Raw genomic sequence first — 16,118 nt, 5'->3', positions numbered from 1 at the left:
AAAAGTAGTTGCTAGACTTTTAGACACGCGGTAGTATGTTATGCAAGGAACATGGTTAAGCAAGGAGGGGGTTGTGTCTGAGTCACAGTTACGCAAGGGCGCTGTTGAACTGGTTGTCCTTGGATTGCTTTCGTCTCGTCCTTCTTACGGGGGGCAGCTTGTAGAGCGTTTTCGTGAGGAAGCGGGGTTGGAGATTTCTACGGGTACGTTATATCCGCTGCTTGCACGGCTACGTAAATCAGGGTTGGTAGTTACAGCTTGGCAGGAGTCTCCGGTAGGACCACCGAGGAAGATTTATAAGCTCGCAAAACCTGGGAAGAATCGCTTATTGCAGATGCGCCGCGAGTGGGAGGCGCTTGATTGTGCTGTGAAGCGAACAACGCAGAAAGGAATACGGTAATGAAGTGGTTCGGTAAGGACGCAGAAGGGCAGGCACGAGTTTTGGGGATGCCTGTCTCCGGGGTGTGGTTGGGGCGCTCTGATGCTGCGCTGGATGGTTTTGAACCAGAGAATCCGCGCTTGTTCATTCCTCGAAAATACGGACTGGGTTGGGACGTTAATCTGGGTGCTGTTGGTGTGCGTTTAGGGCTAATTCGCCCCGATGATTCTCTACCGGACTTGGCCAGCTACGTTCCCACTAGTCTAAAGCGAGGCATTAAGCTCACCACTATTGCTGGTGGGATTGGGGTTGCGTTCTTGGCGGTACTCGTTAGTCGCAAGGAGCAGGTTCTCCTCCAGCGCTCAACACGCGGAGCGTCTGAAAAATTTATTACCGGCAAGCAGGCTGCGCTAGCTCCAGTGGTTTTAACGACTGTTGCAGCACTAGCGCCACAGATCTTTCGGCGCGATGACCCAGAATCCGAAGATGCCGTGCGTTTGGCCAATCACGCTGATCTGATGGGTGTTGAAGCCATGTCCATAGCCTGGCTTGCAGCAATGCGTCGGGCTGGCGACAAGCAGGAAATGACCCGCCGGTCGATGGTGCCCATTGTTGCTTTATGGCCCCTCGTTGCTGGCGCTTGCCAACTCGCTTATGTAAAAACCGCGTTAGCCAGGGTAAAAACCCGGCTACATAATTCAGGAGACAAGCAATGAACCCTATAGATAAACTGTTGGATCTGCCGACCCCAGCATTAATAGGAGTTTGCATCCTTATAGGAGTGCAACTGGTAGCGGTGGTCTGGTCTTTAATTTGTCTGCTGCGCGATAAGCGAACTCACATTGCAGGCTTAAATCGCCTATTGTGGCTCTTGGTTATCATCTTTGGCCAAGTGATTGGGCCAATCGTCTTTTTGGTTATGTACTTTCACGAACAAAGACAGCTTAAGGTCCAGCGTGAATATGAACAGAACGCTACAGCCAAACATCACCAGGTTGATGCGAGTTCAGTGGTAAGCAAGCTGTATCCGAAGGAATGAAAATGGATTTAGCAGTCTGTACTAAAGATTTGTCCAAAACCTTCGGTAAGCACCAAGTACTAAACAACATAAACCTTCGAGTTCCTACCGGCTCCTGTTATGGGTTTGTGGGAGCGAACGGGGCTGGCAAAACCACCACCATGAGGATCCTCGCAGGACTGGCCGGAGCCAGTAGTGGCAGCGCCACCGTGCTGGGAGTTAGTCGAGGCAAACTTCCGGTCAAACCGATCCCTGGCGTGTCTTACCTGACTGATGTCCCCCAGATTAGCCCCTGGCTTAAAGCCAAGGATGCACTCATCACTCTCGCCCGCCTTGGTGGAATCTCCCCAGACCTTGCAGCCGAAAGAAGCGACGAACTACTCAATCTGGTTAACCTCGACAAAGCCCCCGGAAGAATCGGCTCCTTTTCTAGAGGCATGAAGCAACGGATGGGAATAGCAGCAGCACTCGTTACCGCCCCGAAACTACTACTGATAGACGAACCAACCAGCGCTCTTGACCCAATCGGGCGAGCAGATGTTCTGGGGCTACTACGCGAGTTAACCGGGCAGGTAACGATAGTATTTTCCTCCCACATCCTCAGCGATGTCGCTAAAGTCTCTACCCACGTGGGGATCTTGCATCGCGGTAGCCTGCTAGCTCAAGGACAGTTAGGCGAGCTAGTCAATCAGCAAACTAAACACGTTACCCTTGATGTCACGGTGCGTTCAGACGTTGCCACCGCCGTGGCTAAGGCTATCTATAGCCTCGATTCTGCCGCAAAGATTCACCCCACCTTTACCGGCTTAGATGAACTTTTCACCAAACTAACTAAGGACGGCGGTAAAAAATCGTGAATACCTCGAGTTTCAGATCGATCTGGCGCTATCAAGCTGTCTGGCTCCTACGCTCCTATGGGACATGGATTATAGGTGGGGTATTCGTTATCCTTGCTCTCACCCAAGGATTGTTTACCCAATACACGCCGCGAATCATCAGATTTCTGGCCGGATCAGAAGTAACCACGCTAATACAGTCACTACCAGAACCCTCCTGGCAGCAAGCCTACGCGGGATGGATAAAGAACCTTACCCAAATTCTTACGGTAATCCTGGTTGCAATGAACTCTTTTCGTTGCAGTGTGCTTACCGGCAATGGTGACATTCCCTTTATTTTCCCTGGTAGCGTGCAGCGCTCACACTACCTCATCAGCTTTGCTATCAGCAGCTGGCTATCTACCCTATTCCTTGCCGTCTTCAGCGCTACCCTGGCTTGGGCAGGAACATCACTGTTATTCCCAGGCGCTAATCCCGCCCCGATCATATTGGCTAGTTTGGTATGGGCACTACAAATCATTCTCATTCACGCAACACAAACGGTCGCAGCCACTTTTAAACCAGGCATCGGCACGCCCCTTGCGGCCGGATTCGGAGCCTACCTACTAATAACAATGTCAGCGATATTTATCCAGGAGGGCAACAAAACTCCCCTTGGCCTCGCCCCCATAATCAACAACCTCGCTCAAGACACACTCCAGGCACCTTGGCTCTGGCCAATCACCAGCAGCCTACTGCTAATCATTGCGCTACTTTTCACCGCCACTTACATATACAACAGAGTAGAACTTAACTAAAAGCCAAACACGGGCGAGAAAAATAGATCCAACCGAAAAATAGAAATAGAACCACCATCACAAGCACTACAGCGAACGCCACCTATCATCCGTTAGCGAGTTAAACCCCAAACCCCTACCTGAACAGGGAAAACACGATACTAGGTAACGCAAAACCCAAACCCGCTAACGCAAGCGATTTTTCACACCCCCTAAGCGATACTCGCTAACGCAAAAGGGTACTTATCAAATCCGACGTCTAAGTGGAGCGGGCGACGGGAATCGAACCCGCCTTTACAGCTTGGGAAGCTGTCGTTCTACCGATGAACTACGCCCGCAAGGCGCAAAAACGCTTTCTCAGTATCTCACACATGCTGTTAGTGCAAAAATCGCAGGCGACAAGAGTCGTTTTATTTCTGAGGTGCTGCGCCGAAAACGGCACACCGTGCAGTTTCTTCATCAGCTCCGCACTGTTACGCGATGGCTCTTTTTCTGTTTGGTGTTTTGCTGACGCAACCAGAGGAACCTATTGAAGGGAACCTACAAAGCCCTCGATGAGACTATTGATTTCCCTGGGTCGGTCGGTGTTCGAGTTGTGCCCGGCCCCCCTGATCCAATGCACCGGACAGCCAATCGCCCGCGACCACTTGCGGTTGTAGGTCTTCACGTCGCCAGCATGGTCGCGCTGCCCACAAATCAATAGAGTAGGACAGTCGATTCGGTACGCACGGTCCTTTTCCACGGCGCGAGCCAACATGCCGTAGCCAAAGACCATCAATCGCCGATATTCCGCCTCTCCGTACGTTTCCAAGAACCGATAGACCATGTGGCGGCCGTACATAGTGGTGGCGGTCCCCCAGGCACCCCAAGGCTTTAACACATTCCAGGGGATGCAACGGGTGATTGCGTCCATGCGCTTCAAGGCAGCCAGCTCCCAATCCGGATAGAACCGCTTTTGCAGGGGAGCACTGTCAATCGAAACGAAGCCCTCCGCCCGACCCGGGAACAGGTCCATGAAGGCTTGCGAGATATAGCCGCCCAAGGATTGACCCACCAAGACGGGCCGCTCGATACCCTCCACGTCAAGGATTTCGCCCAGCCAGCGAGCCATATCGTCAAGGTCAAACGCTAGTTCGAAGGGCCGCGAGCGATAATGCGCGGGCGCATCCCACACAAACAGATTGTACCGACCGGTAAAATATTTAATCTGTCGCGCAAACAGTCGATGATCAGCAGTCAAGCCCGGCAGTAACACCAGCCAGGGCTTGCCAGCCAACGGCGCATCCGTCACCCAATAGCGAATGACCCCAAGATTGGTCGTGAAACTGCCTGAACGCATCTGGCTCCTTTCTGCCTTCTTAGTCAAAATGGGTTTTGAAAATGTCGGCGAAAACCCTCAATCGCGACTGGAACATCGCCAGGTTGTTACTGGAGCATGAAGTCAGGGATAGCGGCGGGAAATTCTTCCCAGTAAGCCTCGGCCTCAGCACTCAGAGCATCCGACTCGCCCCGGCTGGCGTCATCGGCGATTCCCACCGTGTGGAACCCGGCCGCGTTCGCCACCCGAACCGCATAAACCGCGTCTTCAAATACCCAGGCGTCCTCCGGCACGCTGCCCATCGCTCCCGCCGCCTGCAAAAACATAGTCGGCTCGCGCTTATGCATCCCCGTTTCCGAAGAGGCGAAATACTGCGTAAACATCTCCTCAATCCCCAGACGCCGGAAAGCCGGGCGAATCAGACCCTCGGATCCGGAACTCACCACCGTCATCGGCACCCCCGCCTCAGCCAGCGCCTCCAGGAAACCCTTGGCACCGGGCTTGAGCTGCACCTCCTCGAGATAGCCGGTATAGACCGCATCTTTGATACCGTTCACGACCTCGCTAACCGTTACGTCCAACCCGAAGCGCTGGTGTACCAAGCGCGCCGACTCGGGCAAAGTCATCTCAAAAAATTGCGCACCCAAGTCCTTATCAACCTCAATCCCCAAGGTCGTCAAGTATTTTCCGGCTGCCTCCCGCCACAGCGGCATAGTGTCGAGCAGCGTCCCGTCACAATCGAAAATCGCGCCTTTAATCATGCCCTCAGGATACCTTCCCAACTTCCGTCCCGGCGCGCATCCTTTCCGGCCTGCACCACTAAACCGTGAAATAACGCCAGTTCCGCCACCGTAAATGTCTCTACCCGCCACGCCGCATCGCGGGCCTGACGCGCTTGCCGATAGGTCCGAAACTCGCCCAAACCAGCCGCCGCCAGCAATCGGCGCGCATAGGCATCGAAAATAAAAACCGGGCGGTCATAGGCATAAAGTAGGATGTCATCGGCCGTTTCCTCACCCACTCCTGGAACTCGCAAAAGGGAGTTGCGCAGCGTTGGGGTGTCCATCTCACCAGCCCGGGCATCGGTTTTTATGTACCAATCGGTCAAGTTTTTCAGGTATCTCGCTTTCGCGCGCATGAAGCCGCTGGGTCGAATGAGTTTCTCCAGTTCGCACGATTCCATCCCCGCCAGCCGCAAGGGGTCAAGCAGTCCTTTCTTCCGCAGGTTCTCTAGGGACTTTTCCACGCTGGTCCAGGTCGTGTTTTGGGTAAGCACGCTGCCCACCAGGATCTCGAACTTTGTTTCCGCCGGCCACCACTTTCCCGCATCTCTCACATTGCGTTGCAAAATCTCGAACAGCTCGCGAAAACCCGAAACTCGCCCTACCGTGCTTGTCATGAAGAACCGCCCGGAGAGACTATTGACCCGAAACCTGCAAGTCTCGTGACGAAACCATCAGCAGTCTGCCGCTGGTGAAAGAAACGGTGGCGAACTGTCCGGTGATTTCGTTGGAAACCCCACGTGTTGAGCCGCGAACCAGGGTAAAGTCCTCGACCAGGTAGCGCGTCCCTGTCAGGGTGAGACCCTCAACATCGCCGTCAAAAGGAATCAAGCCGAAATAGTGGTAGTCGTTGCGGGGCACCGTATGGGTTCCCGGACCCACCAGGGACACCATGTTGTAGCCGTCTATCCAGCGCAGCCGGGCGGGAGTGTGGGCGAACTTCGCCAAAATGCCGAGGTTTCCCAAGGTGTGGTCCAAGCGTCCCCCCAAACCTCCAATGACATCTATGTGCCGGTAGCCGCGAGAATACGCCAGATCGACCGCCGCTTCAGAATCCGTTACTTCCTTGGCCGCAGGCAGAATTATCACTTCCACCTCATCGCCGGGAATAGCTTGGCTAGGAGGGGCGAGGGGTACTGCCGCCAAGACTTCCGGGGAGCGGGTGCGCCCGTCTGCGAACTCGGCCTGACCTGCCGGACGGGGCGAAGAATCGAAGTCGCCGATGTAGACGTCGGGGACAATCCCCAAAGCACGCGCCACGTCTTGCCCCGAATCGCCACAAATTACCAACTCGTAGACCGAGAAATCCCAGTCGTCAGCGCACAGCGCACGCAGTCCTTGCACCCCTCCGACCACCACCAAACAACGCGAGTCAGCTGACACAGCGCCATTTTTCGCCGAATCGTCGTGGTTTTCGCACATCTTGGTCATGGAGTCATTCTAATCTGGCTCCCGCGAAGCCCGGAAAATATGACAGATGTCACCCATTTTTTGTGATTGCGCACACTACCGGCCCAAACGCCGGGGCGCAAGACTTAGATACATGAACACAACCACTACAGCTGCCCTGCAGCTCACTCATTTGCATAAGCACTTTGGGAAAGTCCACGCGGTGGACGGCATCGAACTTAATGTACCGACTGGTACAGTTATGGCCCTGCTGGGGCCGAACGGCGCGGGGAAAACCACCACCCTGGATATGGTTTTGGGGCTCAGCGCACCGACCTCCGGACAGGTGCGGGTTTTGGGCGTAAACCCGAAAACCGCTATTTCCCGCGGTCAGATTGCCGCTGTCCTGCAAACTGGGGGCCTGCTCAAAGATATGTATGTCTCCGAAGTTGTCCGCTGGATTGCCGCAGCTTACGGCCACGATGTTGATACCCCGGAAAACCGCGAGCGGGTGATACGCGCAGCAAACCTGGAGCCGATTCGCAAACGTAAAATCGGGAAATGCTCCGGCGGGGAACAACAGCGGATTAAATTCGCGCTGGCCCTGTTGCCTAACCCGGATTTATTGATACTCGACGAACCGACCGCGGGGATGGACGCCAACGCGCGCCACGACTTTTGGGAAGTGATGCACCGTCAGGCACAAAACGGCAAAACCATTGTCTTTGCCACCCACTACCTGCAGGAGGCCGCGGATTATGCCGACCGCATCGTGGTGATGAATCACGGAAAAATCATCGCGGACGCCAGCCCGACGGAAATTACTGCCCAGCGAACGCGCAACGTGTCTTTCCAGGTTGACCCCTCGCACCTCAACGCGCTTGCCGCTCAGATACAGGAACACTGGCCCCAAGAATCTGTGGAAATCAAAGACGACAGAATGTACCTTTTGGTACAGAAATCGGATGATTTCGCACGTTTCATTCTTTCTCAACCCGGTGTGAGCCACTTGGAAATCGTCCCTCCCTCTATGGAGGACACTTTCTTTACCCTGACCAGCAACTAAGGAAACCTCATCATGAACACGAAAATATTTGCTCTGGATTTAAAGCGAATCCTGCGCTCACCCGAAGTACCCATGTTCGTCATCGGACTTCCGGCAGTGATTTACCTGATTTTTGGAGTCGCCGCGACCTATGCCAAGGAAATGGTCGCCGACACGACTGCCAATTGGGCCTGGGTCATTATGGTCAATATCGCCGCCTACGGAGCCATTATCTCCACCGCCAGTTTTGCCGCTGGCACCTCCGTGGAAAAGATCCAAGGCTGGGGACGCCAAATCGCACTGACTCCCCTGAGTAACGGGAGGTACCTGGGTACCAAAATCGCCTTGGGAGCGCTGCTGGCGGCTTTGCCCGTGGCGGTCATCTTCCTGTTGGGTGGTCTGACTCAAGCCAAAGCGGAGCCCTCTGCTTGGGTTATCTCTGTCTTGGTGATTCTGGGTGGGTCGCTCACTTTCACCCTCTACGGTCTGGCTTTCGGGCTGCTGCTGCATTCTGATACGGCCGTCTCTATCGCCTCGGGTCTGACCACCCTATTTGGTTTCGGCGCGAATCTGTTTATGCCCCTGGGCGGATGGCTGCTGGATTTCGCGAAATTCATGCCAGGCTACGGTTACGGAATCCTCGCAAGATACGCCGCCACTAACGGAAATCAGATTACGATGGACGGAAAGCTATACACCGAAAACCTAGGAATTGGCATCGTGAACTTTGTAGTGTGGATCTTGATTTTTGCTCTCCTGGCAATATGGGGCTATCAACGTTCACGGAGGCGCGTATGAGCACGCAATCCACCTCCGACTTCACGGCGAAAGACCACAGTTTCAGCATGCCGCCCTCAAAGTCCTACGTTATCGTAAGCATCATCATGAGCCACGTGTGGCTGGGGTTTCTGTACTTTCCGATTAGTCAGGCACTGACCTTACCCCTGGGGCAAAAGATAATTTCCCTGATATTGACCACCGCATTCGCTCTGGCTTACGTAGCTGCTTTTTCACTCTCGTGGCGCAAACCAATCATGGGAGAGCGTAACTTCCGCTACTTCGACGGTCGGCACCGCCTACGCAAGAGCGACGCCGTAGCCTTTGCGGTACTTGTGCTGACTACATTGCTACAGGTGGCAGTGTTAGGACCGCTGAACTCCTTGGCTTTCCTGCCGTTTATCGCTGCTGCCGCGCCTTTCACCCTGCCACAAACGGTTGGCTATATTGCCGGAGCCTTGACGGTTTTAACCTCCTTCCTCATCCCCAGTTTTGTACCGAATGGTCAAGAATACTTTGGCCTCGCCATCACCACCTCAGCCGTGTTTATGTTCGTGGCGGGAATAACTTTCTTTATCGGTTCCAGTATTGAAAGCCAGCGCCAAGCTGGGACACGAGCGATTTTGGAAGAACGCGAACGTGTAGCCAGGGACGTACACGATGTCCTGGGTCACACCCTTACGGTCATTGCCCTCAAGTCCGAACTAGCCGGAAAACTGCTGGAACGCGACCCTGGGCGTGCCCACGCGGAACTGCGCGAGATTACCCACTTGGCGCGGGAATCAATCGAGGAGGTTAGACAAACTGTGGCGGGGCTCAAAGTACAGAGTTTGTCAGAAGAAATCACCGCCGCGTCTCAGGCATTGGAGAGTGCCGGTATCGACTTGCAACGGGAGGGCAGCGCCTGGAAAGACCTCGACTCCATCCCCGCCGTGAACCAAGCAGTTTTCGCTTGGGTGATTAGGGAGGCCACCACCAACATCATTCGTCACTCGGCGGCTCGCCGAGCCACTATCAAGTTAGACCGGAGCAGCCTGACTATCACCGATAATGGAGTGGGGATTCCCCCCGATGCTGCCGGACACGGCCTGGAGGGACTCAAGGCTCGCGTGGAACAGGTCGGGGGAACCCTCAGTATAGTAGGGAAACGTGGGGTCGCAAGCACCGCAAGCACCACGGGCACCGCAAGCGCCGCTAACGAACGGCAAAACGCCCTTGAGACCGGCACCGTAGTGGAGGTAAAGCTGTGATTAGCGTGGTACTGGCCGATGATCAAGCGCTAGTGCGCGGAGCGATTGCGGCACTGCTGGAACTCGAAGGCGACATTGAGGTAGTCGCCCAGGCCAGCAATGGTCGCGAGCTCCTCGATGCCGTCCAAACCCACCACCCCCAGGTTGCGGTGGTGGACATCGAGATGCCCGACCTTGACGGAATCGCCGCCACCAAAGCCATCACCGAGACTGCCGCCGACACCAAGACGCTGATATTGACGACTTTTGGACGTCCCGGATACTTGAAACGCGCCTTGAGCGCCGGTGCCAAAGGCTTTATGGTCAAGGAAACTCCCGCCGAAGAACTCGCCGCCGCAGTACGAACTATTGCCGCCGGAGGCACCGCTGTGGACGAAAAACTGGCCACCGAATCCCTTTTCGAGGGCGATAATCCCTTGACAGAACGCGAGATGGAAGTCCTGAAAATCGCCGAACAGGGCTTGAAAGTCCAAGAGATCGCGGCTCGGGTGTACCTCTCACCTGGCACGGTACGCAACTACCTCTCGAGTGCAATCAGCAAAACTCACACGGACACTTCGGCGGGCGCAGCTAGAAAAGCGCGCGAACTAGGATGGCTCTAAACACACCGCCTGTGCGTCGAAGCACCCAGACTATCTAGGATAGGTAAGGCTTACCTAATCTTATTCTGATAGACTGGGAACATGAATGATGACTGCAATCTCCCACAAAGCACCCGCGCAACTAAAATCGCAGCCGGACATTGGGTACTAGCGCGTGCCGGAAAACGGGTGCTGCGGACAATGTAGACTGAGGGCATGCCGCAGCGCCGTGAATACTGGGACTGCCGTCCTCTGTCCACTCCCTTGGGTTGGATGTATCTGGCGGCCAGCGAGCAGGGGTTGACGCGGTGTGTGTTAGGTGAAAATCCGACTAAAACGCACGCTCCAGGCGATAGTCTCCATACAAATACCGCACATCAGGCGCCTGAACTTAACGGACGCAACGCGACTGAATGCCCTATTCCCCGGATGCCAACTGCTGCTCGCAATCTTTGCAATCTGACAAGAAGCCAGCTTGAGGAATACTTTGCCGGCACCCGCCGCAGCTTCAGGATTCCGCTCGACCTGTCCGGCAGTGAGTTTCGCCGTCGTATCTGGCAGACCTGCGCCGCTATTTCCTACGGTCAAACCCGCACCTATTCTCAGTTGGCGGTGGAGGCTGGCAGTCCTGGCGCGGCGCGTGCTGTAGGCCAGGCTATGCATAGCAACCCAGTGGTAATCATCGTACCGTGCCACCGAGTCGTGGCGGCTCGTGGTCTGGGAGGATACGGGCCCGGGATTGAGATTAAACAATGGCTTTTGGACTGGGAGAGACAGCACGGACGCTAAAAACCTTGGCGGTTTCCCAGATGACCACTTCCGCAGAGGTCTCGGCACGCCGGCGGGTGCAGCTCGAAAAGCCCGTGAACTCGGATGGCTCTAAACACACCGCCTGTGCCTCGGAGCACCCAGACTATCTAGGATAGGTAAGGCTTACCTAAGCTTATTCTGATAGACTGGGAACATGAATGATGACTGCAATCTTCCACAAAGCACCCGCGCAACTAAAATCGCAGCCGGACATTGGGTATTAGCACGTGCCGGAAAACGGGTGCTACGTCCCGGAGGACTCAAACTTACTAACCGGATGCTCCAAGCAGCTGATATACCGGGAAAGAAAGTCGTAGAGTTCGCGCCCGGATTAGGTAAAACAGCCAAAATTATTATCGAAGCGCAGGTCGAGTCTTATACGGGGGTAGATCAAGACCCGGACGCAGCCCAGCGGGTGCGAAACATCGTTGCAGACAGCGGCGGCAGAGTGGTACAGGCAGACGCCCAGGATACCGGTTTAGAGTCGCAATCGGCTCAGGTGGTGGTGGGCGAGGCGATGCTCACCATGCAAAGCGAGAAAAACAAAGAAAAAATTGTTTCAGAAGCATACCGGATACTAGAACCAGGCGGATGCTACGTGATTCACGAACTCGGGTTAACCCCTAACGATATAGACATGCAGTTAGCTGATGAATTACGTAAGCGTCTTGCACAAGTTATTCGCGTGAACGCTCGCCCCCTCACTGAAAATGAATGGCGCAAGGTACTGGAAAATTCTGGTTTCATTATTGAATGGGTCGGTTTTGAACCCATGGCTTTGCTGTCGCCACGGCGTAACCTAGCTGATGAAGGTCTCAAGGGAGTGCTACGGATTCTCGGTAATGTTCTACGCGATCGAGAGTTACGGGCGAGAATTTTAGAAATGCGCGCCACGTTTAAGCACTACCGTAAGAATCTAACCGGAATTGCTATAATAGCGCGTAAACCCAGTAATGATAATGAAGGTCAGAGGTGATTCAAATATGGATTCAAAAGAAGAATTGGTTACTGCCGGTCTAGGATATATAGATAAACTTGCGGAACGAATTGAGTATTCCCCGAACTCTACCGTTTCTAAAACCCTAATGCGTGCAGAAGGGGTCAATGTTGTGCTATTTTCCTTCGACAGCGGTGAAGAACTATCAGAGCACACCGCTGCTATGCCGGTAATTGTGCAAACCTTGGAAGGGGAAATTGAAATCACCGCCGACGGCAAAACTGTGAAACTGCTTCCCGGCGGGATGGTGCACTTTTCTACCCGTTTACCACACGCAGTTAAAGCGTTGACTCCTGCAAAAATGGTTCTCTACATGCTCATCGAGCAAGGTAAATAGCACCCTTTAGGTATCCGGCGATACGAAGGCACTAAAATCAAGAAACTACAGCGTCACTATTGCGCCGTTTGCTGTTGATCCGCGGCACGAGTGGCCGTGAACAGCGAGTTGCGCAGCTCCTCCATCGCGTTATTGACCCCACCGGGGTTGGACGGCAGCATCAGCGTCTGGGTGTTAGAGGCTTTCGCGACTTCCTGCAACGTGTCGAAGTACTGGGTCAACAGCAGCATCTCTTGGGCTTCTGAACCAATCCCGGCGTCGCGCAGGGATTCATACTGGCTGACCAGACCGTCCACGATAGCCTTGCGCTGAGCGGCGATACCTTCACCTTGCAGGCGCTTGTATTCCGCGTCGGCCTCAGCCTGTTTCACAATCTTGATTTTCTCGGCCTCAGCCAGGCTCACCGCTGCCTCACGTTCCCGCTGGGCGGCGTTGATTGAGTTCATGGACGCGCGCACCGTTGGATCCGGGTTGATGTCTGTCACCAGTGTGTTGATGATGGCGAAACCATAGGCGTTCATAGCCGTAGCCAAGGTCGTCTCGACGTCTTGGGCAATTTGGTCTTTTGAAGAAAACGCCTCATCCAAGTCCAGTTTGGCCAGGGAGGTACGCACCCGGTCATAGACGTAGGACTGAATCTGACGTTCTGGATTGGCCAAACGATAGTAGGAATCAACCACGTTTTGGACTTGATACTGCACCGAAACCGGGATGGTTACGAACACGTTGTCCTTGGTCTTGGTCTCGACCACGGAATCGAGCTGCATGATACGCAGCGGAACCTTTTTCGCAATCTGATCCACGAACGGAATCTTTACCCGCAAACCGGGCAGAGCGACCTTGTGAAACTTGCCGAAACGCTCAATCACGTAGTTCGTCTGTTGCTTCACCACAAAGAACATCCCGCCCATGATGAGCAACACCAAGATAATGAGGGCGATAATCGACATCCCAAAGAGACCCCCGACAAAAGCCAAAAATGATTCCATTTTCAAACCCTTTCAAACAACAAAAACCTAACCTTACAACCAACTTTAGCGTCTCACTTGCGTGAGGGAAACTCGAAAATCCTGGTACCGACCCAGAATTGGACGAACATCATCACCACCATCAAACCGATTGTGGCAGCGAATGCCCAGGGTCCCAGAAAGAGGGTCATGGCGTAGGTGATTCCCCCGTAAGCCACCAGAGCGGCAGCGGCGAGGGTGTCGGCTACGTTCAGAGCTGCGGAAACCTCACCGTGGCGTTGGGGCGGGGTCAAGGAGAGGGCGTGGACAGTGGCCAGCGGGAAAATCAGGCCTTGACCCGAACCGGCGATGGCCCATCCCACCAGCACAAACCAGGGGCTGAAACCGGGCACGACCGCCAGGAGCACCACCAGGGTGCCCGAAATTTGGATGATGGGACCGATGATGATCAGCCAGCGGCGGTGCGCCGGATCCACAATCCGGCCCTGAATCCATGAGCTTAATGCCCAGGTTGTTGACGAAACCGTCATTGATAGGCCGGCCATGGTCGGTCCCCAACCGTGAATTTCTTTCAGCAGCAGGGGCAGGTAGAGGTCTACGGTGACGAAAGTGCCGTTCAACAGTCCGCGCATCGCCACGGTGGCGGGGACGCCACGCACCGCTAGGAAAGTGCCGGGAGGCAGAATGGGGCGAGCCGCAAAGAACAGCGCCAAGGTCAGGATGAGAGCGGAAATGATGAGCAGCGGAGAGACCGTTTCACGTTCCACCCCGGAGATAACTTGCAGGGCACCAATCAAGATGCCGCTAAAGATGGAACCCCAAAGCAGACTGGGAGAGGGACGAAACGGCACCGGGTCATGCAGCGGAGGAAATTGGCGAAATTTTGGCCACAACACTGGAAAGAACACCAGAAACATGATTGGGCAGATTCCGAAAACAAAACGCCAATGCACATAATCCACCAGGAACCCCGCCACCAGCGGGCCGACCAGGGAAGGCACCACCCAGGCGATGGCAAAGACCGCAAAAAAAGCCGGCTGCTTGTGCGGTAAGACGTAGGAGCCCACCATCACGTAGAGAGGCACAATCAACAAACCTCCGCCGAGGCCCTGAATCGCGCGTCCCACCACGACAAACCAGATGTTGGGGGCGAAACTCGCCACCAGCAGTCCCCCGGTGAAAGCCACGATACCCGTGTAAATTACCGGTTTCGGGCCTCTGGTATCGACCCAAGCTCCGGCCAGGGCGGTGGTGATTAACTGGGTGGACATGGAGATTCCGGCCGCCAGCGCAAACAAATTTTTGCCGTCCAGGCGATCCACGATGAAAGGCATGGCCGTGTTTACCGCGATAGCTTCAAAAGCAACCAGGGTAATCATCCCGGTAGCGATGATTTTAAACCAGGCCGCTAAGTAACCGCTGAGATAGTTATTTCCCTTGTCCTCAGATGCTTTCTGGTTGCGTCCCGAAGCTTCCACGCCGTCCACGGATTTACTCACTCCCTCATCAATCAAAAAATCTCCCTGCCGGAACCCTAGGTTAAGGCCCCGACAGGGAGTTGGCAAAAATTATTCAGTCTCCCCAGATTACAGATCAGAGGCCTTCAAGTAAGGCTGGTAGCGGTGGCATTTCACCGGAATCTGCCAGGACAAACGATCCTCTTGCAGCTCTTTCAGCACCAGCTGCAGCGCCACATCACTGTAGGTCATGTTTTGGTGTCGGTGTGCATCCGCCGGGCACACGTCTTGGAGCACCACGTTATTTACGTTGCTGCCTTCCAGGAATTCGCTGGTATAGGGGGTGACGACCGTGTCTAACTTGGTGGTAATCACGGTGTAGTCAATGTTCGGATAGACCTCGATACCCTCATTGAGCTGGTTAAAGAACTCCGAACCGACCAGCTGCTGCATTAAACCGGTCTGGTTAGAGCTGTGAAACACTTTGTCGTCAAGGCTCGGGATTTCCTGGCGCAGCCGGTTGACCAGGTGCAGCATTCCTCCTAAGGTCGTGCCGTGGTTGTTCGGGGTCAGGCCAATGAGCTGGTCGACTTTCTGGTCCCCGCCGTACCACTTGATGTAAGCCCGCGGCAGCGCCCCACCGCCTTGAGAATGGCCCACCAAATCAACCTTTGTGGCGCCGGTAGCCGCCAAAACCCGATCCACAAAACCGGCCATAAACGCCGCGCTTTGCTTGATGTCTCCGCTGAAGGCTTTTGAGTCGTTGATGACGGTTTCACCCTTAGCGTTCTTTGAGGTCGAAGGGTTGTAGTTAAACGTAAATACGCAGTAACCGGCCTGTTTCAGGCGCGGGGACATATAGGACCACGCTCCGAAAGCATCGTTGCCGGTACCCGGAATTAAAACGACCGGTTCAGTGCCTGGGGCTGGCTTGCAGTTGAAATCATTAGCACCCAAAGGCGTCATCCCCGGATGCAAAGCCGCCTGGCTCAAACCCACCATCGCCGTGTGGTAATCAGGACCGTAACCGTTGGCGGGGATTCCTCCCGGAGAACTCGGGGCTTCAATGCCGCCGATATTTTCAGCATTGGGTTCCGCAGGAGCCGGAAGAGCCAGCGCCGCACTGGCGCTCAGACCCAACCCTAGAAATGCTGCCCCAGCTGCCGCCGCGATTCGAGTTTGCTTCTTCAACTCTGTCACCTTCTCAGTTTTGATTGTCACAAGTTTACAGGGGCTGTTTTTCGTGCCGAGGCGGTTTTCCCGCCGAGCCCACTCTGCCAGTTCCTTGAATAAATCCTAAAAGGAACCTGAAAGAAAAACAACTCTTTGTTCCTGACAAACAGAGGTTATTTTTCCTAGTCAGGACGGATTCAAAAGCACGGCTGGGCAGGTTCGCGC

At 54.6% G+C, this 16,118-nt stretch carries 19 protein-coding genes, 1 tRNA gene and 1 pseudogene; 13 read left to right on the top strand and 8 right to left on the bottom strand.

Features of this window, described 5'->3' with window-relative positions; translation table 11 throughout:
* Window positions 1-40: 40 nt before the first annotated feature.
* The 5 genes from RQ935_RS06245 to RQ935_RS06225 are packed head-to-tail and all read left to right on the top strand — an operon-like array spanning window position 41 to window position 3,030.
* Window positions 41-400, top strand: coding sequence for a PadR family transcriptional regulator (locus tag RQ935_RS06245; RefSeq protein ID WP_311497633.1), 360 nt, complete (start codon window positions 41-43; stop codon window positions 398-400).
* Entirely contained in the window at window positions 400-1,095 is a 696-nt protein-coding gene (locus tag RQ935_RS06240) for a DUF5808 domain-containing protein (protein ID WP_311497632.1), read from the top strand. Before RQ935_RS06245 ends, RQ935_RS06240 begins: the two co-directional genes overlap by 1 nt.
* Complete coding sequence (locus RQ935_RS06235; protein WP_311497631.1) at window positions 1,092-1,418, top strand: PLD nuclease N-terminal domain-containing protein; 327 nt, start codon at window positions 1,092-1,094, stop codon at window positions 1,416-1,418. Before RQ935_RS06240 ends, RQ935_RS06235 begins: the two co-directional genes overlap by 4 nt.
* A 2-nt stretch (window positions 1,419-1,420) precedes the next feature.
* Window positions 1,421-2,254, top strand: a complete 834-nt coding sequence (locus RQ935_RS06230) for an ABC transporter ATP-binding protein (RefSeq protein WP_311497630.1) — start codon at window positions 1,421-1,423, stop codon at window positions 2,252-2,254.
* Window positions 2,251-3,030, top strand: coding sequence for a hypothetical protein (locus RQ935_RS06225; RefSeq protein ID WP_311497629.1), 780 nt, complete (start codon window positions 2,251-2,253; stop codon window positions 3,028-3,030). Before RQ935_RS06230 ends, RQ935_RS06225 begins: the two co-directional genes overlap by 4 nt.
* Window positions 3,031-3,273: 243 nt before the next feature.
* Here the strand turns inward: RQ935_RS06225 and RQ935_RS06220 are convergent.
* The 5 genes from RQ935_RS06220 to RQ935_RS06200 all read right to left on the bottom strand — a co-directional run bounded on the left by RQ935_RS06220 (window position 3,274) and on the right by RQ935_RS06200 (window position 6,540).
* A tRNA-Gly gene (locus RQ935_RS06220) sits at window positions 3,274-3,347 on the bottom strand.
* A gap of 188 nt (window positions 3,348-3,535) precedes the next feature.
* Window positions 3,536-4,348, bottom strand: a complete 813-nt coding sequence (locus RQ935_RS06215) for an alpha/beta hydrolase (RefSeq protein ID WP_311497628.1) — start codon at window positions 4,346-4,348, stop codon at window positions 3,536-3,538.
* Window positions 4,349-4,434: 86 nt separating this feature from the next.
* Window positions 4,435-5,088, bottom strand: a complete 654-nt coding sequence (locus RQ935_RS06210) for an HAD family phosphatase (RefSeq protein ID WP_311497627.1) — start codon at window positions 5,086-5,088, stop codon at window positions 4,435-4,437.
* Window positions 5,085-5,726: a deoxyribonuclease gene (locus tag RQ935_RS06205; protein WP_311497626.1), complete on the bottom strand. Its 642-nt coding sequence runs from the start codon at window positions 5,724-5,726 to the stop codon at window positions 5,085-5,087. Before RQ935_RS06205 ends, RQ935_RS06210 begins: the two co-directional genes overlap by 4 nt.
* Before the next feature lie 19 nt (window positions 5,727-5,745).
* Window positions 5,746-6,540: a thiamine diphosphokinase gene (locus RQ935_RS06200; RefSeq protein ID WP_311497625.1), complete on the bottom strand. Its 795-nt coding sequence runs from the start codon at window positions 6,538-6,540 to the stop codon at window positions 5,746-5,748.
* 112 nt (window positions 6,541-6,652) lie between these two features.
* Between RQ935_RS06200 and RQ935_RS06195 the strand changes: the two genes are divergently transcribed.
* The 8 genes and pseudogenes from RQ935_RS06195 (at window position 6,653) to RQ935_RS06165 (ending at window position 12,295) form a co-directional block, all read left to right on the top strand.
* Window positions 6,653-7,564 carry an ABC transporter ATP-binding protein gene (locus RQ935_RS06195; protein ID WP_311497624.1) on the top strand — a complete coding sequence of 304 codons (912 nt, stop codon included), beginning with the start codon at window positions 6,653-6,655 and terminating at the stop codon, window positions 7,562-7,564.
* 12 nt (window positions 7,565-7,576) lie between these two features.
* Complete coding sequence (locus RQ935_RS06190; protein WP_311497623.1) at window positions 7,577-8,341, top strand: ABC transporter permease; 765 nt, start codon at window positions 7,577-7,579, stop codon at window positions 8,339-8,341.
* Window positions 8,338-9,570, top strand: coding sequence for a sensor histidine kinase (locus RQ935_RS06185; protein WP_311497622.1), 1,233 nt, complete (start codon window positions 8,338-8,340; stop codon window positions 9,568-9,570). Before RQ935_RS06190 ends, RQ935_RS06185 begins: the two co-directional genes overlap by 4 nt.
* On the top strand, window positions 9,567-10,172 hold the full coding sequence (locus tag RQ935_RS06180; RefSeq protein WP_311497621.1) for a response regulator transcription factor: 606 nt from the start codon (window positions 9,567-9,569) through the stop codon (window positions 10,170-10,172). Before RQ935_RS06185 ends, RQ935_RS06180 begins: the two co-directional genes overlap by 4 nt.
* An 81-nt stretch (window positions 10,173-10,253) precedes the next feature.
* Window positions 10,254-10,349: pseudogene (locus RQ935_RS09810) on the top strand (SAM-dependent methyltransferase); the annotation flags it as partial.
* Window positions 10,350-10,367: 18 nt separating this feature from the next.
* Window positions 10,368-10,940, top strand: coding sequence for a methylated-DNA--[protein]-cysteine S-methyltransferase (locus RQ935_RS06175; RefSeq protein ID WP_311497620.1), 573 nt, complete (start codon window positions 10,368-10,370; stop codon window positions 10,938-10,940).
* A 175-nt stretch (window positions 10,941-11,115) separates the two neighbouring features.
* Window positions 11,116-11,937, top strand: a complete 822-nt coding sequence (locus RQ935_RS06170) for a class I SAM-dependent methyltransferase (protein ID WP_311497619.1) — start codon at window positions 11,116-11,118, stop codon at window positions 11,935-11,937.
* 7 nt (window positions 11,938-11,944) lie between these two features.
* Window positions 11,945-12,295, top strand: coding sequence for a cupin domain-containing protein (locus RQ935_RS06165; protein ID WP_311497618.1), 351 nt, complete (start codon window positions 11,945-11,947; stop codon window positions 12,293-12,295).
* Window positions 12,296-12,351: 56 nt separating this feature from the next.
* On the opposite strand, the gene RQ935_RS06160 is transcribed toward RQ935_RS06165, so the two are convergent.
* The 3 genes from RQ935_RS06160 to RQ935_RS06150 all read right to left on the bottom strand — a co-directional run bounded on the left by RQ935_RS06160 (window position 12,352) and on the right by RQ935_RS06150 (window position 15,920).
* The gene (locus RQ935_RS06160) at window positions 12,352-13,284 is read right to left on the bottom strand and encodes an SPFH domain-containing protein (protein WP_311497617.1); all 933 of its coding nucleotides are present in this window, start codon (window positions 13,282-13,284) and stop codon (window positions 12,352-12,354) included.
* 53 nt (window positions 13,285-13,337) lie between these two features.
* A complete protein-coding gene (locus RQ935_RS06155; protein WP_311497616.1) occupies window positions 13,338-14,777 on the bottom strand; it encodes an MFS transporter in 1,440 nt (479 codons plus the stop codon).
* Window positions 14,778-14,849: 72 nt separating this feature from the next.
* A complete protein-coding gene (locus RQ935_RS06150) occupies window positions 14,850-15,920 on the bottom strand; it encodes an alpha/beta fold hydrolase (RefSeq protein WP_311497615.1) in 1,071 nt (356 codons plus the stop codon).
* Window positions 15,921-16,118 lie beyond the last annotated feature (198 nt).

It is taken from the genome of uncultured Mobiluncus sp., from assembly GCF_963511525.1.
Lineage (GTDB): Bacteria > Actinomycetota > Actinomycetes > Actinomycetales > Actinomycetaceae > Mobiluncus.
Note: the sequence above shows the minus strand (reverse complement) of the source record. Positions and strands in the feature narration are given on the sequence as shown.

What these genes read in the sequence shown, in the direction of transcription:
- RQ935_RS06245 (WP_311497633.1), top strand. Translation starts at nt 41, where the DNA reads ATGCAAGGAACATGGTTAAGCAAGGAGGGGGTTGTGTCTGAGTCACAG.
- RQ935_RS06240 (WP_311497632.1), top strand. Translation starts at nt 400, where the DNA reads ATGAAGTGGTTCGGTAAGGACGCAGAAGGGCAGGCACGAGTTTTGGGG.
- RQ935_RS06235 (WP_311497631.1), top strand. Translation starts at nt 1,092, where the DNA reads ATGAACCCTATAGATAAACTGTTGGATCTGCCGACCCCAGCATTAATA.
- RQ935_RS06230 (WP_311497630.1), top strand. Translation starts at nt 1,421, where the DNA reads ATGGATTTAGCAGTCTGTACTAAAGATTTGTCCAAAACCTTCGGTAAG.
- RQ935_RS06215 (WP_311497628.1), bottom strand. Translation starts at nt 4,348, where the DNA reads ATGCGTTCAGGCAGTTTCACGACCAATCTTGGGGTCATTCGCTATTGG.
- RQ935_RS06210 (WP_311497627.1), bottom strand. Translation starts at nt 5,088, where the DNA reads ATGATTAAAGGCGCGATTTTCGATTGTGACGGGACGCTGCTCGACACT.
- RQ935_RS06205 (WP_311497626.1), bottom strand. Translation starts at nt 5,726, where the DNA reads ATGACAAGCACGGTAGGGCGAGTTTCGGGTTTTCGCGAGCTGTTCGAG.
- RQ935_RS06200 (WP_311497625.1), bottom strand. Translation starts at nt 6,540, where the DNA reads ATGACCAAGATGTGCGAAAACCACGACGATTCGGCGAAAAATGGCGCT.
- RQ935_RS06195 (WP_311497624.1), top strand. Translation starts at nt 6,653, where the DNA reads ATGAACACAACCACTACAGCTGCCCTGCAGCTCACTCATTTGCATAAG.
- RQ935_RS06190 (WP_311497623.1), top strand. Translation starts at nt 7,577, where the DNA reads ATGAACACGAAAATATTTGCTCTGGATTTAAAGCGAATCCTGCGCTCA.
- RQ935_RS06185 (WP_311497622.1), top strand. Translation starts at nt 8,338, where the DNA reads ATGAGCACGCAATCCACCTCCGACTTCACGGCGAAAGACCACAGTTTC.
- RQ935_RS06175 (WP_311497620.1), top strand. Translation starts at nt 10,368, where the DNA reads ATGCCGCAGCGCCGTGAATACTGGGACTGCCGTCCTCTGTCCACTCCC.
- RQ935_RS06170 (WP_311497619.1), top strand. Translation starts at nt 11,116, where the DNA reads ATGAATGATGACTGCAATCTTCCACAAAGCACCCGCGCAACTAAAATC.
- RQ935_RS06165 (WP_311497618.1), top strand. Translation starts at nt 11,945, where the DNA reads ATGGATTCAAAAGAAGAATTGGTTACTGCCGGTCTAGGATATATAGAT.
- RQ935_RS06160 (WP_311497617.1), bottom strand. Translation starts at nt 13,284, where the DNA reads ATGGAATCATTTTTGGCTTTTGTCGGGGGTCTCTTTGGGATGTCGATT.